18 protein-coding genes and 1 pseudogene are annotated in these 22,050 nt (G+C 70.3%); 10 read left to right on the top strand and 9 right to left on the bottom strand.

Annotated features, from left to right (window positions below):
* Positions 1-38: 38 nt before the first annotated feature.
* Positions 39-1,532 (top strand): glutamate-cysteine ligase family protein, encoded by a 1,494-nt coding sequence (locus C503_RS0112655; protein WP_018682577.1) that lies wholly within the window; start codon positions 39-41, stop codon positions 1,530-1,532.
* A 386-nt stretch (positions 1,533-1,918) separates the two neighbouring features.
* Positions 1,919-2,689 carry a DUF3800 domain-containing protein gene (locus C503_RS0112650; RefSeq protein WP_018682576.1) on the top strand — a complete coding sequence of 257 codons (771 nt, stop codon included), beginning with the start codon at positions 1,919-1,921 and terminating at the stop codon, positions 2,687-2,689.
* Positions 2,690-3,026: 337 nt separating this feature from the next.
* On the opposite strand, the gene C503_RS0112645 is transcribed toward C503_RS0112650, so the two are convergent.
* Together C503_RS0112645 and C503_RS0112640 are read right to left on the bottom strand one after the other, a co-directional pair.
* Positions 3,027-4,283: an MFS transporter gene (locus C503_RS0112645; RefSeq protein WP_018682575.1), complete on the bottom strand. Its 1,257-nt coding sequence runs from the start codon at positions 4,281-4,283 to the stop codon at positions 3,027-3,029.
* Between the two features lie 122 nt (positions 4,284-4,405).
* Entirely contained in the window at positions 4,406-4,831 is a 426-nt protein-coding gene (locus C503_RS0112640) for a MarR family winged helix-turn-helix transcriptional regulator (RefSeq protein ID WP_018682574.1), read from the bottom strand.
* 71 nt (positions 4,832-4,902) lie between these two features.
* Here C503_RS0112640 and C503_RS0112635 point away from each other — a divergent pair, with 71 nt between their 5' ends.
* Entirely contained in the window at positions 4,903-5,430 is a 528-nt protein-coding gene (locus C503_RS0112635) for a GNAT family N-acetyltransferase (RefSeq protein ID WP_018682573.1), read from the top strand.
* Positions 5,431-5,554: 124 nt separating this feature from the next.
* Here C503_RS0112635 and C503_RS0112630 read toward each other — a convergent pair whose 3' ends face one another.
* On the bottom strand, positions 5,555-7,006 hold the full coding sequence (locus C503_RS0112630; RefSeq protein WP_018682572.1) for an NCS2 family permease: 1,452 nt from the start codon (positions 7,004-7,006) through the stop codon (positions 5,555-5,557).
* A 17-nt stretch (positions 7,007-7,023) separates the two neighbouring features.
* On the opposite strand from C503_RS0112630, the gene C503_RS39150 reads away from it, so the two are divergent.
* Positions 7,024-7,299 carry a DUF2530 domain-containing protein gene (locus C503_RS39150; RefSeq protein ID WP_051114809.1) on the top strand — a complete coding sequence of 92 codons (276 nt, stop codon included), beginning with the start codon at positions 7,024-7,026 and terminating at the stop codon, positions 7,297-7,299.
* Between the two features lie 28 nt (positions 7,300-7,327).
* On the opposite strand, the gene C503_RS0112620 is transcribed toward C503_RS39150, so the two are convergent.
* A complete protein-coding gene (locus C503_RS0112620) occupies positions 7,328-10,261 on the bottom strand; it encodes a sacsin N-terminal ATP-binding-like domain-containing protein (protein ID WP_018682571.1) in 2,934 nt (977 codons plus the stop codon).
* Positions 10,258-11,412, bottom strand: a complete 1,155-nt coding sequence (locus C503_RS39145) for a DUF3027 domain-containing protein (protein WP_063710791.1) — start codon at positions 11,410-11,412, stop codon at positions 10,258-10,260. The genes C503_RS0112620 and C503_RS39145 overlap by 4 nt, the downstream gene beginning before the upstream one ends.
* Positions 11,413-11,470: 58 nt before the next feature.
* Here C503_RS39145 and C503_RS0112610 point away from each other — a divergent pair, with 58 nt between their 5' ends.
* The 3 genes from C503_RS0112610 to C503_RS39140 all read left to right on the top strand — a co-directional run bounded on the left by C503_RS0112610 (position 11,471) and on the right by C503_RS39140 (position 14,749).
* Entirely contained in the window at positions 11,471-12,268 is a 798-nt protein-coding gene (locus C503_RS0112610; protein WP_245572460.1) for a glutaminyl-peptide cyclotransferase, read from the top strand.
* Positions 12,269-12,405: 137 nt separating this feature from the next.
* Positions 12,406-14,271, top strand: coding sequence for an MFS transporter (locus C503_RS0112605; RefSeq protein WP_018682568.1), 1,866 nt, complete (start codon positions 12,406-12,408; stop codon positions 14,269-14,271).
* Between the two features lie 10 nt (positions 14,272-14,281).
* Positions 14,282-14,749, top strand: a complete 468-nt coding sequence (locus C503_RS39140) for a DUF2771 family protein (protein ID WP_169514533.1) — start codon at positions 14,282-14,284, stop codon at positions 14,747-14,749.
* Positions 14,750-14,756: 7 nt separating this feature from the next.
* On the opposite strand, the gene C503_RS0112595 is transcribed toward C503_RS39140, so the two are convergent.
* A complete protein-coding gene (locus C503_RS0112595) occupies positions 14,757-15,143 on the bottom strand; it encodes a cold-shock protein (protein WP_018682566.1) in 387 nt (128 codons plus the stop codon).
* 207 nt (positions 15,144-15,350) lie between these two features.
* Between C503_RS0112595 and C503_RS0112590 the strand changes: the two genes are divergently transcribed.
* Positions 15,351-15,542 carry a hypothetical protein gene (locus tag C503_RS0112590; protein WP_018682565.1) on the top strand — a complete coding sequence of 64 codons (192 nt, stop codon included), beginning with the start codon at positions 15,351-15,353 and terminating at the stop codon, positions 15,540-15,542.
* Between the two features lie 31 nt (positions 15,543-15,573).
* On the opposite strand, the gene C503_RS0112585 is transcribed toward C503_RS0112590, so the two are convergent.
* A complete protein-coding gene (locus tag C503_RS0112585) occupies positions 15,574-16,194 on the bottom strand; it encodes an HAD family hydrolase (RefSeq protein WP_026316228.1) in 621 nt (206 codons plus the stop codon).
* A gap of 34 nt (positions 16,195-16,228) precedes the next feature.
* On the bottom strand, positions 16,229-17,863 hold the full coding sequence (locus C503_RS0112580; protein ID WP_018682563.1) for an AMP-binding protein: 1,635 nt from the start codon (positions 17,861-17,863) through the stop codon (positions 16,229-16,231).
* A gap of 100 nt (positions 17,864-17,963) precedes the next feature.
* On the opposite strand from C503_RS0112580, the gene C503_RS0112575 reads away from it, so the two are divergent.
* On the top strand, positions 17,964-18,338 hold the full coding sequence (locus C503_RS0112575) for a YccF domain-containing protein (protein ID WP_018682562.1): 375 nt from the start codon (positions 17,964-17,966) through the stop codon (positions 18,336-18,338).
* A 5-nt stretch (positions 18,339-18,343) separates the two neighbouring features.
* Positions 18,344-20,689, top strand: coding sequence for a KAP family P-loop NTPase fold protein (locus C503_RS0112570; RefSeq protein WP_018682561.1), 2,346 nt, complete (start codon positions 18,344-18,346; stop codon positions 20,687-20,689).
* Positions 20,690-21,218: 529 nt separating this feature from the next.
* Here the strand turns inward: C503_RS0112570 and C503_RS47825 are convergent.
* A pseudogene (locus C503_RS47825) lies at positions 21,219-22,025 on the bottom strand (metallophosphoesterase family protein); the annotation flags it as partial.
* Between the last annotated feature and the right edge of the window lie 25 nt (positions 22,026-22,050).

Here is a 22,050-nt window from a genome sequence, read left to right as displayed (position 1 = left end):
CGTGTTCCGACGCCGATCGGGCCCAACGGGAGGGCGCCATGGGTCAGGACGTGAAGATCGACGCGTTCAGCCGAGAAGACCGCCAGCGCTACCGCCAGAAAGTGCGGCGCTGCCTGGACGCGCTGGAACGGATGCTCGTCGAGGGCGGTTTCGCCGACGAGCCCCCCAGAATGGGGCTGGAGATAGAACTCAACCTGGTGGACATGGCCGGTTCGCCCGCGATGCTGAACCGGACGGTGCTGGAGAAGATCGACGACCCCTGCTACACCACCGAGCTGGGGCAGCACAACATCGAGCTGAACGTCCGGCCGAGACCGCTGCGCGACTCGGAGTCCACCGAGCTGGAGACCGAGCTGCGGCTGTCACTGGCGCACGCCGGGCTCAAGGCCCAGGACGCGGGCGCGGGCCTGGTCATGATCGGCACCCTGCCGACACTGCGCCGCGAGCACTTCGACGTCCGCTGGATAACGCAGATCCCGCGCTACCGCAGGCTCAACGACCAGATCTTCGCCGTGCGCGGCGAGGAGATGCTGCTGCACATGGAGGGCACGCCACTACCCGGCCAACGCGCCGAGCGGTTGCGCTGCCTGCAGGACTCCATCCTGGCCGAGTCGGCGTGCACGTCCGCGCAGCTGCACCTGCAGGTGCCGCCGGAGAAGTTCGCGGCCAACTGGAACGCCGCGCAATGCCTGGCGGGCGTGCAGGTGGCCATCGCGGCCAACTCGCCGTTCCTGCTCCGCAAGGCGCTCTGGCACGAGACCCGCATCCCACTGTTCCTGCAGGCCACCGACACCCGCCCGCAGGAACTGAAGAACCAGGGCGTGCGGCCGCGGGTGTGGTTCGGCGAACGCTGGATCACCTCGATCTTCGACCTGTTCGAGGAGAACGTGCGTTACTTCCCCGGGCTGCTGCCCGAGGTGGACGACGAGGACCCGTTCGAGGCCCTGGAGTCCGGCCGGGCACCCCGACTGGCGGAACTGCGGCTGCACAACGGGACGATCTGGCGCTGGAACCGCCCGGTCTACGACATCACCGACGACGTCCCGCACCTGCGGGTGGAGAACCGGGTGCTGCCCGCGGGCCCGACCGTGGTGGATCTCATCGCGAACGCGGCCTTTTTCTACGGTGCCCAACGCGCGCTGACCGCCGAGGAACGACCACTGTGGACGCAGATGTCGTTCCAGGCCGCCGAGGAGAACCTGCACGCGGGCGCCCGACACGCCTTCGACGCCCAGCTGTACTGGCCGGGCATCGGCTGGATCCCCCCGGACGAACTGGTCCTCCGCCGCCTCCTCCCGATGGCCCACGAAGGCCTACGCGACTGCGGCGTCTCCGACGAGTCCCGCGAGCGCTACCTCGGAGTAATCGAACGCCGCTGCCTGGCCCGCCGCACCGGCTCGATCTGGCAACGCGAAACAGTCGCCCGCCTGGAAGCACGTGGTCTGGACCGCGACGCGGCACTGCACTCAATGCTGTGCCGCTACATCGAACTAAGCGACGCCGGAGACCCAGTACACACCTGGCCCGTCTGATCACACCACCCCCTAATTGCCAGTATATTGCAAGTAGCACCACCCCCGGCGGGATGCTCCGACAAGCCCTCCCGCCGCCACCACGAGCCCCCGCGCCCCCCAGCGCGGGGGCTCACCCTTATCCCCCACCCACCTTGTCCCTCACCCCCAAACCCACCCACCTTGTCCCTCACCCCCAACCCGACCACCACGCGGGATCGCGCCGGTGTCTTCCCACCCGATCCCGATTGGCCCCCCGGGCCGAGCGGGATCGGGTGGGAAGGCACCGGCTGAAGGCGATTCCCGCCGCCGAGGCGAAGCCGAGGCCAACAACACAGTTGAAACGATGCAATATCAACGGATGAGTACGCTCCGGTGACTCCACAACCCCACCCACCAAGGACGAAATGACCTTCCCGGCCGCCCACGGCCAGCCACGCACACTACCCAAAGACCACCCCGTGTCGATCACCTTCTTCGACGAAGCCGGGGCGATCTCGTGCGATCGGTTCTTCGCCGTCGGCGCACTGCACGTCCCGAACCACACCCACCTGTTCAAACAGGTAAAGGAGCTCCGCAAACGACACCGGTACCACGACGAGTTCAAGTGGGCAACGCTGACCTCCAGCAACGCCGATGCCGTCAAAGACCTGATCCGGCTATTACTGTCCGGTGGCACGCACTACTCGTGCTTCGTCGCCGACCGACACGTCGCGGATCCGGTGATGCGGTTCGGCGACGCCTTCCGGGCCTACGAGAAGCTGGCAACACAGCTGCTCATCGGCAGTGTTCGCCCACATGAGCTGATCACCGTGATCGCCGACCACTACTCGGCGCCCAACAACCGGGCATTCGACGCGACTGTCAAGAACGAGTGCAACTCCCGCCTGGACCGCCTCGCCGTCGCCTCGGTCCTCCAGGTCGACTCAGCCGCCACCGAAGGGCTACAACTTGTCGACATCCTGACCGGGGCGGTGGCATTCTCCTTCAAGGCGAGCGCCGGATTAGCCAGCCAAAAGTCGCGCAAGGCGGAGGTGTCGAACTTTCTCCGGGCGAAGCTGGGAAAAGCCGACTTCAGTACCGGGTTCCGCGCAGATCGCTTCCGGGTCAACATCTACGAGCACTCCGATTGGCTCCGGCGACAAGTTGCCCAGGTAGCCTCTCAGCCCGGCAATTGACCGGTCGCCAGCGTGCCGGTACCATCGGCAACAGGTGCGTGGACTTCGGGTCTGTAGCACCTGACCGGCTTATGCCGTAGCCGCGCCACGTGGACTTCGGGTCTGCAGTGGCGAGCAGGCGAGAGAGGCCCCGGAGGAGACTCCAGGGCCTCTTCTGTATCCACCCCCGGACGTGTGAGACCCCCCGCACCGGACGCTTGGCGCGGGGGGTCTCACTGTTCCCGAACTGACTGCCGCTCCCACCACGAAGCGGACGAGAGTTAGGTTAGCCTAACCTCCCGACGATGGCAAGCGGCAATCCCCGACCCACGAAGAAGATCTTCGACGGGAGAGCGATTCAGCGAGTGCCAGGACGACGAAGCAACAGCCGACCCCACCCAGTCACCGCACGGTCCACGCCACCACGACGAAGAAGCACCACACCACAGACAACAGCCGTGATAGCGGCAATGGCACCCCCGATGATCAACGGAGAACGCCCGCCCCACTGATCGGCCATCCAGCCGACCATCGGCGCACCCAACGGGTTACCGCCGACGAACACCAGCATGTACAGGCCCATGACCCGGCCACGCATCTCCGGCGCCACGGCCAGCTGCACGGTCGAGTTGGCCGTTGTCATGAAGGTCATCAAGCACAGACCCACCGGCACCAGCGCGATCGCGAACGAGGTGTAGGTCGGCATCAGGCCGACGACCACCTCAAGCACTCCGAACCCGAACGCCGCACCGAGCAGCAGCCGGGTGCGCGGCCGCCCCCGGGAGCTGCGGCGCACCGCCCACAGCGCGCCCGCGAGGGTGCCGATGGCGAGTGTGGTGGACAGCAGGCCGTAGCCGTCGGCGTCGCGGTGGAAGACGTTCGCGGCGACCACGGCCAGGGTGACGAAGAAGGTCATGCCGAACGTGCTGACGAAGAACACCAGCACCATCACAGTAAGGATGTCGGCGCGTTTGCGCACGTAGCGCAGGCCCTCGCGGAGCTGCCCCTTGGACCGGGGCACGTGCGGGCCGCGGATCAGCTTGGCCGGGTCCATCCGGAGCAGGCCGATGATCACGGCCACGGTGAGCGCCGCGTTGCCCAGGAACAGCCAGCCGGTGCCGATCACGGTGATCAGCACGCCCGCGATGGCCGGGCCCACGATCCTGGCCAGGTTGAAGCTGGTCGAGTTGATCGCCACCGCGTTGGCGACCTGGGCCCGGCCGACGATCTCGGCCACGAACGACTGCCGCACCGGCACCTCGACCGCCGAGAAGGTGCCGAGCACGAAGCACAGCAGGTACACGTGCCACACCTGCACGACCCCGGAGACGTCCAGCAACCCCAGGACCAGCGCGCACGAGACGAGTCCGAGCTGCACGCCGATCAACAGCCTGCGCTTCTCCAGCCGGTCGGCCAGTACCCCCGCCCACAGCGAGAACAACAGCGTGGGCAGGAACTGCAACGCGGCCGCGATGCCGAGCGCGAGCGGGTTCTTGCCGCTCAGCTCCAGCACGAGCCAGTCCTGCGCGATCCGCTGGATCCAGGTGCCCACATTGGACAGCACCTGGCCGATCGCGAACAGCCGGTAGTTGCGCACCCGCAACGAGGCGAACATGCCGGGCTTGGTTTCGGGGGTGGGTGCCGGTGGTGGGGTCGCGGGTCTTGGTCGCTGGTGCGGGGGAGTCGAAGAGGTCCGGTCGGTCCGCTGCTCTCGGGTACCACCCGCGTAGGACTGCACTAGTTCTGGTTCCCCGCCATCCTGTCGATGATCTCGGCGGCCCGCGCGAGGATCGCCCGTTCCTCGTCGTCGAGCTCCGCCAGTCGTCGGTCCAACCACGCCTCACGCGCGGAGATGTCGGCCTGGATGCAGGCAACGCCCTCGTCGGTGAGGGCCACGATCGCCTGCCGCCCGTCACTGGGGTGCGGTGAACGACTGACGAACCCCAGTTCCTCCAGCGCCGCGATGACCCTGGTCATCGACGGCGGTTGCACGCCTTCCTTGGCGGCCAGCTCCCCAGGCGTCAGCGGGCCGCATTTGTGCAGGCAGGACATGGCCGACAACTGCGTGAGCGACACGGCCGACGTCTGGCGCTGCGCCCGGAGCCTGCGGTTGAGCCGCACCACCGCCAACCGCAACCGACTGGTGAGGGCTGACTCCGACATAATGCTTAGCATACCTCACTAAAAGGTCGGTAATCCACGAACTTACGCGGACATCACACCACCCCCGCACGATGATCATCATGATCCGCGCCGCGCAGGCCATCCGCCGCGCCCGCCCCGGCGACGGCCCCGGCATGGCCCGCGTCCACATCGCCGCCTGGCGCGCCGCCTACGTCGGCATCATGACCCCGGACCGGCTCGACGCCCTCTCCGAACGCACCTTCACCCGACGCTGGGAGTCGGTGGTCGCCGACCCCGGCGAAGCCCGCCCATTCGTGGGCGAGATCACGGGCGAGATAGCCGCGATCGCGGCCGTCGGACCGCCCCGGCTGCCGATGCCCGCGGGGGTGGGCGAACTGCGGATGATCAACGTGCACCCGGACCACTGGGGCACGGGACTGGCCCGACTCCTGCACGATCGGCTGCTGGACGAACTCCGCAGCCTCGACTACACGTCGGCGTACCTATGGGTCGCGGAGAAGAACGCCCGAGCCATCGCCTTCTACCGCCGCCTCGGCTGGACCCCGGACGGCGAGATCATGGACGACGACCGCGACCACCCGCCAATCCGCGAACTCCGCTACATCCGGCCTCTCTGATCCTGCACATCAGCCGCTCTCCACTGCCTTGCGCCAAGACCGTGCGGGACTTGGTCACACCGCCCGCCAGGACAGTCGGCCTGATGACCGCAGGTTCGATCACGAGGCCGCCTGTCTCCACCTATCACCCCAGTGCGGCGCGCAGTGGGCTCATACCGAAGTAGATGACGAAGGCGGCCGCGACGAACCACATGAGCGGGTGCACGCCTCGGGCGCGGCCCGTCACCAGGCGGAGGATGACGTAGCTCACGAAGCCCGCGCCGATGCCGTTGGCGATCGAGTAGGTGAACGGCATGACCACGATCGTCAGGAAGGCGGGCAGGGCGATGGTGAAGTCCGAGAGGTCGATCTCCCGGATCTGACCCATCATCATCGCCCCGACCACCACCAACGCGGGCGCGGCCGCTTCGATCGGGACGACTTGGTACAGCGGTGTGAAGAACATGGCGGCCAGGAACAGCAACCCGGTCACCACGTTCGCCAACCCGGTCCGCGCGCCCTCCGCGATGCCCGCCGCCGACTCGATGAACACCGTGTTGGAGCTGGAGGACGACGCACCGCCCGCGACGGCGGCGAGGCCGTCGACGAACAGGGCGCGGCTGGTGTTGGGCAGGACGCCGTCCTTGTCGACCAGGCCCGCTTCCTTGCCGAGGCCGGTCATGGTGCCGATGGTGTCGAAGAAGTCCGTGAGCACCAGGGTGAACACCAGCAGGGCCGCGGTGATCGCCGGGACCCGCCACCAGGCGCCGAACGAGACGTCGCCGATCAGGGACAGGTCGGGGAGGGAGAAGATCTTGTCCGGGAGGGCCGGGTAGCCCAGGCTCCAGCCCTTCGGGTTCACCCCGGCCGACCGGCCAACGTGCACGATCGCCTCCAGCACGATCGCGAACACGGTGGTCGACAGGACGCCGATCAGGATGGCGCCGCGGACCTGCTTGGCCACCAGGACGCCGGTGATCAGCAGGCCCACCACGAACACCAGCGTCGGCCAGGACGCGATCGACCCGTCGATGCCGAGTCCGACCGGGACGGTGGTGCCCGCCGCGTCCGGCAGGCGGCGCACGAAACCGGCGTCGACCAGGCCGATGAGGCTGATGAACAACCCGATCCCGACCGCGATGGCCGACTTCAGCGAGCCGGGCACCGCGTTGAACACCGCGGTCCGCACACCGGTCAGCACCAGGATCAGCACGACCAGGCCGTTGACCACGATCAGCCCCATGGCCTCCGGCCAGGTCATCTGCGGCGCGATCGTCACCGCCACCAGGGTGTTGATGCCCAGCCCGGTGGCCAGCGCGAACGGAAAGTTGGCCACCAGGCCGAACAGGATGGTCATCACCCCGGCGACCAGCGCCGTCACCGCCGCCACCTGGTCCACCGGCAGGATGCCGCCGAACAGGTCCCTGTGCGCGCCGGTGTCCGACGCCGAGAAGCTCCCGATGATCAGCGGGTTCAGCACCACGATGTAGGCCATGGTCACGAAGGTGACCAGCCCGCCGCGCACCTCCCGCCCCGGTGTCGACCCGCGCTCGCGGATGCGGAAGAAGCGGTCGAGGGCAGTGCCGCCCATCCCCATGCCGTAACCTCCCGAACATGGCTGGACCAGCGAAGACACCCGAACCGCGGACAACCCCACCGCTTCCGGCCCGACTCCTGGCCCTAGCCCCCATCGCTTATGTCGGCACCGCCCTGTGGGCGCTCGCCGCGGTCGTGCTGGGCATTGCCCACTACGGCTTCGACAAAACCCAGCCGATCTGGATGTGGACCTGCGCCGCGGGCGCCTGCCTCGGGATCATAGGCATACTCATCATGCGCTGGCAGCGCAGCGCCGCCGACCGAGGATCGCGCAGCGCCCAAAAAATGGACTGACGACTGTCCTCTGTGTCGCAGGCGAGACTCAGGTCAGGTAGTGGGCCGGTTCCTCGATCAGCGCGGTGAACATGTGGCGGTCCGGCCAGCGGTCGGTGGTCCAGGCCAATGCGCGGGCCAGCGCCTCCGGAGTGTCTTCGCAGTGCACGATCTCGTCCTCGACCCACCAAGACACGTTGTGGTCTCCGCTGGGCGTGCGGACGATCAGTTTCTCGTGGACCAGCAAGGTGCCCAGCGGGATCGGCACGTCCAGCAGCTCGCACGCGGCAGCCACCGCGCCCAGTTCGGACCACGGCACGGCCTCGGCGGCCGACACGATCTCGTCGGACAGTTCCTCCGTGGCCAACGGCAGATCGAGCAGTTCGGCGAGCGGCTCAGCCAGTGCGAAGTCCGGACCCGCGGCGACGACCTGGTCCTCGCGCAGGACCGCGAGCGGCCAGGGGGCGTCGAGCACCAGGCAGTCGGTGGCGACGGTGCCCGCGAGGGTGCGGGTGGTCTCCGGCAGGCGCACGTCGGACGGGTCGAACAGTTCGTCGGCGACGGCCTCGGCCAGCGCCGCGTGGGTGCGCAGGACGGCGCCCGGGTGCAGGCCGCGGTCCGGGTCGCCCAGGCGGATCAGCAGGTCTTCGGCGTCGTCGGCCGTCTCCACGTTCAGGCCCGTGCGGACGCCGATGGCGGCGAGCACGCGCGGGTCGACGCCGATGTCCGGGACGACGTCATAGAGGCCTGCGAGGTCGTCGGCGTCGGGGAGGCGCCAGTCCGAGGGGGCGGCACCCGCGAGGACGGCGTTGCGGGCGATCCACCAACCCGTGTAGCCGTCGGGTTCGAGGAGGGCGCGCCAGGTGTCCGGGTCGGCGGCGAGCAGGGCCAGCGCGCGCGGCCACGCGTCGTCGGTGACCAGGTCCAGATCGCGCACGGCCAGCACGCGCGCAGGCGGCTCCGGCCGAGCGTCCCACCACAGCACCTCGTCGGCCAGCGCGTGGTCCGGACCGGTCGGCGCCTCGTCCATGACCAGCGCGAACGCATCCAGCACGCCAAGCGCGACCAGTACGTGCTCCGGCCACTCAGCGGCGACGTCGGCCGACAGCACACCCACCGGCGCGTCCACGTCCAGGACGTCCAGCAGCGGTGAACCCGGCAGCGCCAGCTCGTCGGCGCGCCGCCAGTCGCCCACGGAGTCCTTGAGTGCCAACGCACCCAGCCATGGGCGCTCCCCCGTGCGCACGCTCGCGTCGCGAACCAGCCGCAGTACCACCGAGATCAGGCCCGCGATGTCCACACCGGACTCGACATCGTCCAGGCTGCGCTCCACCGCGTCCTGCAACCCGCCCGCGTCGAGCAGGTCGGCCGGGCCGCCGTGGTGCGCGCCGAGGCGTTCCAGGACCGGGTGGGCGGCGTCCGCGTGCACGACCGGCAGCACGCCGACTTCCGCCTGCCCCAACAGGTCCAGCAGCTCGGCGTCCTCGACGAGCACGACCCCGCGCGGCCCCGGCAACGTGCGGCCGTCGGCAAGCGGGACCGGCAGGCCGCCGAGCTCCATCCGGGCGGTGCCGTCGGTCTCGATCACGGGCGCGAGCGCGGTGTAGAGCCGGTGCCACCACTCGGGTGGACGCGCGCGGCCGGTGATCGTCTCCACGATGTCGGCGAGCCGCAGCCGGGGCATGTCCAGTGCGGCGAGCGCGCCCGCGTGCCGCTGGCCGGACAGGTAACCCGCGGCGAGATCGGGGACGACCTCGGCGAGCAGCTCGGCCAGCCCGTCCGCCTCGGCGTCGAGCACCTGGGCACGAGCCGGGGCGAGGTCGTCGGTGCCGTCGGCGGCGTCCAGCCAGGTGGCGCGGCGCAGCGACTTCAGCAGCAGCTCGCGCAGTCGGTCGTCCACTTCGGACAGCGGGAAGCCGACCAGCGGTACCAGCGCGGTGCGGTGCGCGACCGGGGTGAGCCGGAGCAGGTCCGGGTACGCGTCGGCGGCGCGGGCGAGCACCTCGTCGGCGGCGGGACCGGGCCGCAAGCGACGGCGGGACGGCTCGATCGGCAGTGTGGCAACCAGTCGAGCGGGCAGCGAGAGCCGCTCGTCGGTGGGTGTCGGGGCGTGCAGGACATCGTCGCCAAGCGCCAGCGGGAAGCCGTCGGAGTCGACCCGGGCCGCCCAGCAGACTGTCCACTGTGGCCGTTCGCGGGCCTCGACGCCCAGGTTCTCCACCAGTTCGTCCGGCAGCACCCCAACTACCCGGTGCACCAGCCAGGACACCACGCCGTCCGGACCGTGAACGTCCACACGCGACTCATCGGTGACCCGCCACCAGGCGCGGTCGCCGATCTCGATGCGCTCCAGACCGGGCAGCGCCAGCAGGAGATCGCCCGCCTGCTCGGCGAAGTCCGCCAGCAGGGCCGTGCCGTCGACATCGGCGCGCAGCGGCAGCCGGACCTCGGTGGCGAACCCGTCGGGCACCATGCCGTCGACCGGCCAGACCATGCGCAACACCGGCACCCGCCCACCGCGCTCGGCGGCGCGCGCGGCAAGTTCCGGGTGGTCGGCGATGGCCGCGCGGGTCCCCTCGGCGGAGAACGCGACCCCGCCGTCCCGGGAGATCACCGCGGGCGCGTCGGTCACGGCGAGCACGGCGGAGAACCCGACGCCGAACTGGCCGACCCCTTGCGCCGGGCTCTTCGCGGAAGCGCGCAGGGAAGCCAGCGCGGCGACCCCGTCGGCGTCCAGCGGACGTCCGGTGTTCGCGGCCCGCAGCTCACCATCCACAAGGGACAGACGGAGCGTGCCAGCGCCCTCGGCCGCGTCGGCGGCGTTCTGCGCCAGCTCGACCAGCAACCGGTCGCGGTAGCCACCGAGGTAGAGGTCCTCCTCGGCGTTGGCGTCCTCCCGGAACCGCGTCGGCGACGTCGTCCACGCGCTCAGCACGGCGGCGCGCAGGGCCGCCGTGCTGAACGGATCTCCGGGCGCGCTCACCCGCGCTGGTCGGACTCGGGCCGCCCGGCGACCTCACCGGCGGGCTGCCCCCACGGGCCACTGCCTGCCGACGCCACCACCGGCTCCTCGGCCGGAGCGTCTTCAGTCGCCTCGGTCGACGGCTCGACAACAGCAGCCTCGGCCACGGCAGACTCGGCAGCGGGCACCGGGTTCGGCTCGATCTCCGCCCCACCGACCCCGATGATCACGGCCGCCGGGGCCGCTCCAACTAAGCGCCGGTCGGCCTCGCCGTCCGCGAGCACGACGGCACCGAAGCCACCGGCGGGAAGTTCCGCGTCGACGGCGGCGGCCTCGTCCACCTCCGGGACCTCGGCCACCTCCGCCATGCTCTCCGCCGCCACGTCCTCGACATCCGGCGTGGACACGGCGGAAGCGTGCTCGTGCGCCTCGACGTCCAGCTGCGCGTCGTCGTAGATCAGGTCCGCCACGAGTACCGGCGAGATCTGCTCCACCTCCGCCTCGGAGTGCGCGCCACAGCCGTACGCCGCGTGCACCGCGCGTCCGTCCGCGGGCGCCAGCTCGTTCCCGCACACGCCGAAGGCCGCGCCCAACGCGCCCGCCACCGGGAGGTAGAACGCGCAGGTGCCGCAGGCCGCCGGGGCGCTGCGGGCCATGTCGGCGCCGGGGCCGAACTCGCCGGTGTGCCAGCGTTCGGCGGTGTCGAGCCTGCCGAAGCGGGACATCACCCGGACCCGGCCGAGCCCGACGTCGGTGGCCATGGCCTCCAGCTCCGGGTCGTCCGAGCCGACGTAGGCGGGGGCCAGCCGGGCATCGTCGGGGGCGGTCGGCAGCAGGTCGCCGACGCCGAGGTCGCCCGCGCGGACGCGGTCCTGCCAGGGCACCCAGGGCGGGGCGACGAGCGCGTCCGGGCCGGGCAGCAGTACCGCCTCGCTGAGCGTGACGGGTTCGTGCCCGCCTGCGACGGCGACGGTCACCGCCCAACGCCAGCCGCGGTAGCCGGGCTTGTCCGCCTCGAACAGGTGCGTGGCCGACGCCGAGTCCTCGGCGCGCACGCCAACGTGCGCGCCGACCTCGGTCCCGGCCAGCTCCCGCGCGGCGGCGCGGGCGAACTCGACCGCGGCGATCAGCGCGGGGTCGGTCGCGGCTTCTGGTGCTGGCGTCGAGGTCATCACGGCTGATTGTGCCCCACGCCCGGAGCGGGTGACACAGCCGTGCCACGCTTGTGCGGTGCTCGCCCGCCTGACCGCCGTCACCTTGACCGCCGTATGCCTGGCCGCGTCGGGGTGCACGGCCGCGACCACCCGCGCGCCCGCGCCGACAGCGCCGGGGGTGACCGCGCTGCGCGGCGAGGTCCTGGCCACCGTCCCGCACGACCCGGCCGCGTTCACCCAGGGCCTGGAGCTGGTGGACGGCGTCCTCTACGAGGGCACCGGCCTGGACGGAAAGTCCGAGATGCGCACCGTCGACCCGGCGACCGGCGCGGTGACCAGGCACGTCGCACTGCCCGCCGACTTCTTCGGCGAGGGCGTCACCGTGCTCGACGACCGGATCTGGCAGATCACCTGGCAGAACGGGGTGGCCATCGAGCGCGACCGGACCACGCTGGCCGAGCGTCGCCGCGTCACCTATCCGGGTGAAGGGTGGGGCCTGTGCCACGCGGACGGCAGGCTGGTGATGAGCGACGGCTCCGACAAGCTCACCTTCCGCGACCCTGACTCGTTCGCGGCCACCGGCGAGGTGCACGTCCGGGAGGGCGGCAACCCGGTCACGGAGCTGAACGAGCTGGAGTGCGCCGGTGGCGCGGTGTACGCGAACGTGTGGCAGACCGACCGGATTGTCCGCATCGACCCCACCACGGGTGCGGTCACGGCGTCGATTGACCTGAGTGGGCTACTGCGTCCGGATGAACGCGAACACACGGACGTCCTCAACGGTATCGCCGCCATCCCCGGCACCGATGAATTCCTCGTCACCGGCAAGCTGTGGCCGACGATGTTCCGAATCCGGTTCGTCCCCGCCGCCTGAGCGACCCCCGTCCTCGCCATGTCCCCCAGTTCACCGCCCGATACGGCAGGATGGATGACGTGATTCGGCAGAACCCCGCAGATCAACCGCCACCCGGCCGCCGCTCGGGCCGGAAGGCGAAGCGGGGCTGGGCAGGCGTGCAGCAGCCGAGCTGGCGCGAGCCGGAGCCGCAGCCGCGGCCCAGCTCGCAGCGCAACCCGATGCCGCCGCACGCTCCGCGCAGGCGCGACCCGCTCCCCCCGGACGAGTACGACCAGCCGACGCACTTCGACCCGCCCTACGAGACGTACGGCGACCGCGACCCCGACCGCTACGGCAGCCCGCGCGACTACCCCTCGCCGGAACGTGACCGCTACCGGGACGGCCGCGCCTACCGCGACGACCGGCCCTATCGGGACGAACGCGACCGTCGGGACTACCGAGAATTCCGAGATGACCGGGACTTTCGAGACGAACGGGACCACCGCGGCCACGACAGCAGGCGCGGCGAGACCCGGCACGACCCGGACGTCTACCGCGAGCACCCCACCGAGCGGCCCGCCGAGCACCGCCCGACCGAGATCGACCACTACCGCGACGGCGAGCCCGCGACCGCGGTCCACTACCCGAAGAAGCTGACCGTCACCCGGGTCGCCGCGCTGCGCAGCAAGCAGCTGACCGCGCAGGCGATGTCCGCGTTCCGCAAGGCGGCCAACGCCGACGGCGCCGACAAGTCCGGGCTGACCTCGCTCACCTACGCCACGATGCTCAACTACGCGGGCGACGCGGCGATGGCCGTCGCGCTGGCGAACACGCTGTTCTTCTCCGCAGCCAGCGGCGAGAGCAAGGGCAAGGTGGCGCTCTACCTGTTGATCACGGTGGCGCCGTTCGCGCTGCTCGCGCCGGTCATCGGGCCGATGCTGGACCGGTTGCAGCGGGGCCGCAGGCTGGCCATGTGCGCGGTGTCGGCCGGGCAGGCGCTGATGTGCGTGATCATGGCGCTGCACTTCAACGACTGGATGCTCTACCCGGCGGCGCTGGGCAAGATGGTGCTGTCCAAGTCGTTCACGGTGCTGAAAGCCGCGATCACGCCCCGCGTGCTGCCCCCGGAGATCACGCTGGCCAGGACCAACGCCCGGCTGACGGTGTTCGGTCTCGGCGCGGGGGCGGCGGGCGGCGCGGTCGCGGCAGGCTGCGCCAAGATCTTCGACTCGCCCGGCGCGCTGTGGTTCACCGTGGTGATCTGCGTGGTCGGCGCGGTGCAGGCGCTGCGCATCCCGGCCTGGGTGGAGGTCACCGAGGGCGAGGTGCCCGCCTCGATCAGCGCCCGGATGCCGATCCCCACCACCAAGCGCAGGCCGATGGGCAGGCACGTGGTGGTGTCGCTGTGGGGCAACGGCACGATCCGGGTGCTCACCGGGTTCCTGATGATGTTCGCCGCGTTCGCGGTGCGCGCGCAGAACGAGGCCGAGCCATTCCAGCAGCTGCTGCTGCTCGGGCTGATCGCGGGCGCGGCCGGGGTGGGCAGCTTCGCGGGCAACGCGGTCGGCGCCCGGGTGCACGTGGGCAACCATGAACAGCTCGTGCTGGGCTGCGTGATCGCCGCGCTGGCCACGACCGTGGTCGCCACGCTCATCGGCGGGATCTTCGCCGCCACCATGGTCGGCTTGATCGGCGCGGTGGCCAGCGCACTGGCCAAGAACAGCCTGGACGCGGTGATCCAGGACGACCTGCCCGAGGAGTCGCGCGCGTCGGCGTTCGGCCGCTCGGAGACGGTGCTGCAGCTGGGCTGGGTGTTCGGCGGCGCGGTCGGCGTGCTGCTGCCGCCGGTGTGGTGGGTCGGCTTCCTGGTGGTGTCGATCATGCTGGCGGTCGGCCTGGTGCAGACCCTGCTCTCCCGCGGCGGCGGCTCGCTCATCCCCGGGTTCGCCGGACAGCGGACCGGCGGCGGACCGCGGATGCCGATGCGGCCGCGCGGCTTCCGGCCCCGGCCCGCGGCCGGGCCGCCACGCGAGGAGACGTAGGGTTCTGGCCGTGCGCCGAGTCGTGACCGCTGCCCTGACCTGCACCGCCGCCATCGTCGTGGCGGGCTGCGCCGCACCGGGGCCGCCCGAGGTGACCTTCTACGCCGACGGTGCCAGCGCCGCCGCCGCGCCGACGGTCTACTGCCGCATCGACACCGCCCGCAAGGGCTGCGTCGGCGACGACGCCGCCGAGGTGGCGTTGCGCGTGCGCAAGGGCAAGACGGTGCAGGTGTCGGTGCCCAGCGAGCTGGCCGACAGCGCCTGGGGGCTGACCTTCACCTACCTCGACCGGGACGGCAACCTCCAGGCCGCGGGCAGCAGGCTGTTCATCGCGCCGAACAGCCGCAAGCACGCGTTCACCCTGGCCACGCTGGGCGCCGACGACCAGCTGGTGGCCGTCGAGGTGCAGAAGGTCACCTTCGTCGACGGCCAGCCGCTGCCGCTCGGCCGGTGGGCACTGCGGGTGGACCCGGCCTGACCCGGGGTTACGGGTCGAGCTCCCGGGCGACCGCGCGGACCACCTCGGCGATCCGCTTGGTGACCTTGCGGTCCGGGTATCGGCCGCGCTGCAGGTCCGGCTGCACGGTCGACTCCAGCATCTTGATCATGTCCTCGACCAGGCCGTGCAGCTCCTCGGCCGGGCGCCTGCGCGCCTCGACGACCGACGGCGGCGCGTCCACGAGCCGGACCGACAGCGCCTGCGGCCCACGCCGCCCGTCCGCCACGCCGAACTCGATGCGCTGCCCGGCCTTGAGCCCGGACACGCCCGCTGGCAACGCGGACGCGCGGACGTAGACGTCCTCGCCCCCGTCCTGCGTGACGAACCCGAAACCCTTCTCCGAGTCGTACCATTTGACCTTGCCGGTCGGCACAGATCTCACCGTTCCCTTGTCGTCCAGTCCGTCCGCGCGCCGCGGAAACCCGCCCGCGCAAGACGAACGCGCCCTGGGCACACCCGGGACGCGTCCCCCAAGCCTAGGCCAAACCCTGGCCCGGCGGTTAGGTCGCCTCAGCCCTGCCCGAGCGTTACCGCCAACCACCGCGCACTGCGAAACGGATGGGACGCCTATCCTGTTCCCATGACCGCCCAAACCCACGGCAGCCGGACGATGTTCGTCGCGTTCCTGCTGTTCGCGCTCGGCTTGCTGGCGGTTGTCGCCATCTTCGTGTTGAGCGCGTTCCACCGGCACGCCCCCTGGCTGTGGGCGGCCACCATGGCCCTTCCGCTCGGCCTGGTGGTGGGCATCTTCCACGTCGTACGCCGACGCTGACCACCCATTTTCCCCGGCCGTCGGAAACGGATCAACCGGCCGATCGGCAAAGGTGCGCGGCCAACCAGGTGGGGAATTCCGCCAGGCTCGACAACACCGTGTGCGCGCCCTCGCCTGCCAATTCCGCGGCGGAACACGGGCCGCTGGTGACGCCGACCGCGATGGCCCCGGCGGCCAGCGCGCCGCGCACGTCGCCGATGTGGTCGCCGACGTAGACGGACGCGCCGTGCGCGCGCAGGGCGTCGGCCTTGGCCGTGGACCACAGGTCGCCGACGAGGTCGTCGACCTCCCAGCCGAAGTGGGCGAGGTGACGGGCCGCGTTCGGACCGTACTTCCCGGTGACGACCACGGTCTTGCCACCGACCGCGCGCACCGCCTCAAGGGCCTCGACCGCGCCCGGTAGCGGGACTGTCACCGGGATCACAACTGTCGGATACAGCGCACGGAACCGGGCGACCAGGTCGGATAACTCCGACTCCGGCACACCGAAACCACGGAAGACCATGTCAAGCGGCGGGCCAAGGTTGGCCGCGAAATGCTCGCCGTCGATGGCCAGCCCGGTCTCCTCGGCCAGCGCGTCCATCGCCGCGATCATGCCGGGTCTCGGATCGATGAGCGTCATGTCCAGGTCGAAACCGACCGTCACACCCATCCACAACCCCCAGTCGACGACGCCGGACGCCAGTCTATGCGTGCCTGGTCGCCGCGATATCGGCCAAACCGAGCAGGTCGACGGCGGCCGCGCGCATCTCGACCTTGCGTACCTTGCCGGTGACGGTCATCGGGAATTCGGCCACCACGTGCACGTAGCGGGGGATCTTGTAGCGGGCGAGCCTGCCTGCACAGAACTCCTGCACCGCCGTCGCGTCCAGCGGGGCCGCGCCGTCGCGCATCCGGATCCACGCCATCAACTCCTCGCCGTAGCGCTCCGAGGGGACGCCGATGACCTGGGCATCGAGGATGTCCGGGTGGGTGTAGAGGAATTCCTCGACCTCGCGCGGGTAGATGTTCTCGCCGCCCCGGATGACGACATCCTTGATCCGGCCGGTGATGTTGAGATATCCCTCCTCGTCCATGACGGCCACATCGCCGGTGTGCATCCACCGCGCGCTGTCGATGACCTCGGCGGTCTTGTCCGGCTCGTGCCAATAGCCGAGCATCACCGAATAACCCCGAGTGCACAGTTCACCCGGTTCCCCGCGCGGCACGGTCAGCCCGGTGTCCGGGTCGACGATCTTGACCTCCAGGTGCGGGTGCACCCGGCCGACCGTGGACACCCGCCGTTCCAGCGCATCGTCGGCGCGGGTCTGGGTGGACACCGGGGAGGTCTCGGTCATGCCGTAGCAAATGGTCACCTCGGTCATGCCCAGCCGGTGCACCACCTGCTTCATCACCTCGACCGGGCACGGCGAGCCCGCCATGATCCCGGTGCGCAGCGAACCCAGGTCCAGCTCGTCGATTCCCGGCTCGGCGAGCATGCCGATGAACATCGTCGGCACGCCATAGAGCGAGGTGCATTTCTCCTCGACCACTGCGGCCAATGATGCTTTCGGATCGAATGCCGGAGCGGGGATCACCAGACAAGCGCCATGGCTCACCGACGCAAGGGTCCCCATGACCATCCCGAAGCAATGATAGAAAGGTACCGGGACGCAGATGCGGTCCATTTCGGTGTATCCGCACAGCTCGCCGACGAAATAGCCGTTGTTGAGGATGTTGTGGTGGGAGAGCGTCGCACCCTTGGGAAACCCGGTGGTTCCGGAGGTGTACTGGATATTGATGGCGTCGTCCGGTGAGAGCGTCCGGCCGATCTCGGCGAGGTCGTGCACCGGCTCGGCGGAAACCAGGTCCCGCCAGGAGTCCCGGCCGATGAGGATCACATCGTGCAGCGCGGCGCAGGCGGGCCGCACCTCCTCGATCATGGCCGCGTAGTCGGCGTCCTTGAAGCCGGGCGCGGCGACCAGGGTCCGGATACCGGCCTGGTCGAGCACGAACCGCAGCTCGTGCGTGCGGTAGGCGGGGTTGATGTTGACCAGGACCGCGCCGACCCGCGCCGTGGCGAACTGGACGATGGTCCACTCCGCACAGTTCGGCGCCCAGATCCCGACCCGGTCCCCCTTGCCCACCCCGAGCCCGAGCAGGCCATGCGCGACCGCCGCCACCTCGGCGTCGAACTCGCGGTAGGTCCAGCGCCTGCCAGCCGCCCGGTCGACGACCGCGTCCTGGTCGCCGTGCTCGGCCACCGCGCGGTCCAGGCAGGCGCCGATGGTGTCGCCGAGCAGGGGCGTCGCCGAGGTCCCGGACGAGTAGCTGGCCCTCATGCGCGTCTCCCTCACCCTCGATGTGGTCCCGGTCACCATCCTGTCGCGAAGCGGGTGATCCTGACACCCTCACTTCCGCGCTCCGGTAAGAGTTGAAGACGTGCGCCTGCTGCTGAACGTGATCTGGCTCTTCCTCTGCGGCTTCTGGATGGCCGTCGGCTACGTCGTCGCGGGCATCATCTGCTGCGTCCTCATCATCACCATCCCGTTCGGCCTGGCGTCCTTCCGCATCGCCAACTACGCCCTCTGGCCCTTCGGCCGCACCATCGAACCTCGCCGCGACGCGGGCGCGGGCTCGGCCATCGGCAACGTGCTGTGGATCATCTTCGCGGGCTGGTGGCTGACCATCGGCCACATCGTCACCGGGCTGCTGCTCTGCGTCACCATCATCGGCATCCCGCTGGGCGTGGCCAACTTCAAGATGATCCCGGTCTCGTTGGTCCCACTCGGCTCCCGCATCGTCCCCATCAGGTAGCAGGCTTGGCCGACCTCGCCTTCGCCTCCCCGGACAGCCGGGTCCTGCTGATCGCGGCGGGCTTCGCGCCCGGTTCCCCTCTGGGCCCGACGCCGATGACCCTCGACCATCCGCGACGGCTCTACCAGGCGATGTCGGCACACTGCGGCCTGACCTCGGACCGGTTCACGACGCTGATCGAGCCGAACTGGCCGGAGGTGCTCTCCGCCGTCGAGACCGCGGCGGAGCGCGCGCACCGAGTCCTGATCCACTTCTGCGGCCAGTCGCGTCTGCACCAGGGCGTCGAACAGTTGGGCATCGTGGGGACCGGGGGTTCGCCTGCCTGGTTGCCCGGCGAACTACTCATCGTCCACCTGCTCAGCCAGTCTGTGAAGGAGGTCTACCTCCTGCTGGAGACCTCCTATGGCGGATCCCTGGAATGCGAAGGCGTGCCGAGCGGGCACCTGCTCGCCAGCAGCGGCAGCCCGTTCAGCCTGGCCTTGGCCACCCAGTTGGCCAAGGGCGTGCCCGGTGGTCCGCCGCTGCTGACGTTCCCCGATGTCGTGGCGGCCGCGGGCACCACCATGACCGAGGAAGGCTGGAGCGAGCCGGAACTGCTGAGCTGGGGAACCGAGCCGCTGCCTTTCGCGGTCAACGCGGCGGCGGCCGATCACGGCACCGAGCGCGCGGGGCCGGTTCTGGTGCGGGGTTTCGGGGATCGGCGAGCCGAGGAAGACCTGTTGCGGCGCGGGCACCTCGTGTCGGTGCTCGCCGATCTGCTCCGGGCGCCGATGCACGACGGAGACGACCAAGGGCCAACGGTGATCACCGTGGAGGGTCCGTGGGGGTCGGGCAAGAGCACGCTGCTGCACCTTATGGATAAGGAACTGCGGTCCGCGCCCGTTGACCCACCGCACGCCCGGCCACTGCGGGTTCGCGAGGCTTACCGGTTGCTGCGCGATCCCCCGGTGTCGCCGGTGTCACCGCCCGATGGTCCGTCCGCTCCGGTTGTCGCGAACTTCAACCCGTGGCGGCATCAGTCGAGCGAGCAGGTGTGGGCCGGGTTGGCGCGAGTACTCACCAGGACGGTGGAGGACACCGTCTATCCCGACGCGGATTCGCGGCAGCGGTTCTGGTTCACCCGCAACCTGGACAAGATTGATCGTCCCCGACAGCGCCGCGAGATCTGGCGGCGGATCCGCTCGCCACTGCTCGCCTACAGCGCGTTCAGCCTGCTCGTGCCACTGACCGCGCGGCTCCTGACGTCCTCGCTCACCTGGTTGCTGCTGCTGCCTGCCGCACTGCTACTTCTGGGCGTGCTGCACACGGCCGCGCGTTTCTTCTTCGACCGAGCCGCCGCCTTCCTGCCCAGTGAGCTGTTCCACGGCCCACTCCCCAGCGGCGCGTTCTCGGCGAACACGCCGCCGAGCGACCCGACGCTGCGCGATCCCTACTACCACGCACGATCCGGATACCTCTATCTCCTGCAGCACGACATCGGCGGCCTCCTGACCGAACTCGCCCGCGCGGGCCGACACCTGGTCGTCTTCGTCGACGATCTCGACCGGTGCGCCGCGCACACCACGGCCGAGGTGCTGGAGGCGATCAACGCTTTTCTCTCCGGCAACCTGCCGCGCACCCGGTTCGTCCTCGGTCTCGACCCGAACGTGGTGGCCGCGCACGTGGACCGGGCCCACCGCGACCTCGCCGACGGCAAACCGGTCTGCCACCCGGACGACCCGAGTCCGGGGTGGACGTTCCTGCGCAAGATGGTCCAGCTGCCGGTCCAGCTCCCCCGCCTCGCCGACGACGACATGCGTGCCGTGCTCGACCGGCACCTCGGTCCGGAGGCCGTCGTCGCCGCCCCGATCCCGGCGGTGCGCGGGCAGGCCAGTGATCAAGCACCGCCTGCCGACCGCCCGACACCCGAGCCGACTGCCGCCGAACCGAAAGACTCCATCCCGGTCGAACGGCATCCGGCTGTCCGGGCCGCGTTCGTGGCGCGGTTGTCGGCTCAGCCCGAACGGACCGTGCGGGAAGAGAAGCGGTTGATCACGCTCTGGCAGTTCTATCTCCGCGTCCTGACCCTCGCGGACGGCGAGCCCTCGGTCGCCCGCGCGCGAGATCTCGTCGCGGTCGCCGATCTGGCCACCCGGTGGCCGGGCTACCAGAAGCACCTGCGCACGATGGTCGACGACAAATCCGGCCTCGATCTGCTGGCCGACGCGGTCGACGACGATCTCGCCTGGGCCACGGCCCTCGGCAGACTCGGTTTCCCCCGCCCGGACGAGCACGTCACGAAGGCCATCCGCGCCCTACTGCGCGACAACGACGCCCAGGCCATCGCCCGCCTGGCCCGCCGCCTGCGCTGACCCCGGACTAGTCCGCGCGCTTCTCTGCCGTCTTGTCATCGGCTTCGCCGGAATCGCTCGGCTCGACGTCGTCGGTTTTCACGCCTGCCTCGGTCTCGACGTCATCGTCTGCCCCAGCGCTGCCCTCGGGCTCCACACCCTCACCGCTGTCTTCGCCTTCACCATCATCGGTGTCGGTGTCGGTGTCGGTGTCGGCGTCGGTGTCGGTGTCGGTGTCGGTGTCGGTGTCGGTGTCGGTGTCGGTGTCGGCGTCGGCGTCGGCGTCGGCGTCGGCGTCGGCGTCGGCGTCGGCGTCGGTCTCGACGTCCTCTGCCGTCTTGGCGTCCTTTGCCGTCTCGACGTCGCCCGCGTCATCAGGCTCGGCAACGTCATCGGGGTCGCTGGCCGCATCGGGCTCGCCTGTGTCATCGGAGTCGCCGACCTCGGCAGCGTCGCCCGCTTCGGTGGGGACAGTGGTCTCGGGGTCTTCAGCGGGTTCGGCGTCGATTTCGAGCTCGTCCTCGCCGACAACGGCGGCGGAGCCCTTGCCCGGCTGCCACGGCAGGGAGACGACCAGGCATGGCCCGCCCACGAACAGGCCCGCGTCGATACCGAGGGCCTTCCCGCCCGCGTACTCCAGCGGTCCCTCCACCTGGGTCGGCAGGATGCCCAGCTGGTCGGCGATCACGCTGTGGCCGTGCACGACCTGTTTGCCGCCCAACACGGTCAACAACCGGCCCGCGATCTGTTCCCCGTCCTCGCCCCGGAAGGCGTAGCGGGTGGTCATGCGGCGCCAGACCTCCCACCACTCGACGAGGTCGTCGGAGCGCAGCACGCGGCCGACGGTGGTGTTGATCGAGTCGATGTCCTGGCCCCAGCCCAGGTACTCCGTGGTGTCCGAGTGCATCAGCAGGTGGTCCCCGACCAGGGCCAGGACCGGGCGGCTGACCAGCCACTCGACGTGTTCCGGGGTGAGGGCCTCCTGGTCGCTGAGCAGGCCGCCGTTCATCTGCCAGCTGCGGGCGAAGCTGCGCGGGCCGAAGTCGGACGGCACCTCCTCGTCGGCGAAGCGGTGCATGCCGAGCAGCAGGATCTCGTGGTTGCCGAGCAGGGTCTCCACCCGGCCGCCCGCCTCGGTCGCGCCCGCGGCCAGGGTCATGACCAGGTCGATCACGCCGATGCCGTCCGGGCCGCGGTCGACGAAGTCGCCGAGGAACCACAGGTGGTCGGTGCCGCCCGCCCAGGTGCCGTCGGCGGTCGCCAGGCCCGCCTCGCGGAGGGCGTCGAGCAGCTCCGCGCGGTGACCGTGGACGTCACCCACCACGTACGTGGCCGCCACCTCAGGGCTGTCCTGCACATCGACGACGATAGGGGAGCCGCGT

The sequence above is a fragment of the Actinokineospora enzanensis DSM 44649 genome, assembly GCF_000374445.1.
GTDB lineage: Bacteria > Actinomycetota > Actinomycetes > Mycobacteriales > Pseudonocardiaceae > Actinokineospora > Actinokineospora enzanensis.
Note: the sequence above shows the minus strand (reverse complement) of the source record. Positions and strands in the feature narration are given on the sequence as shown.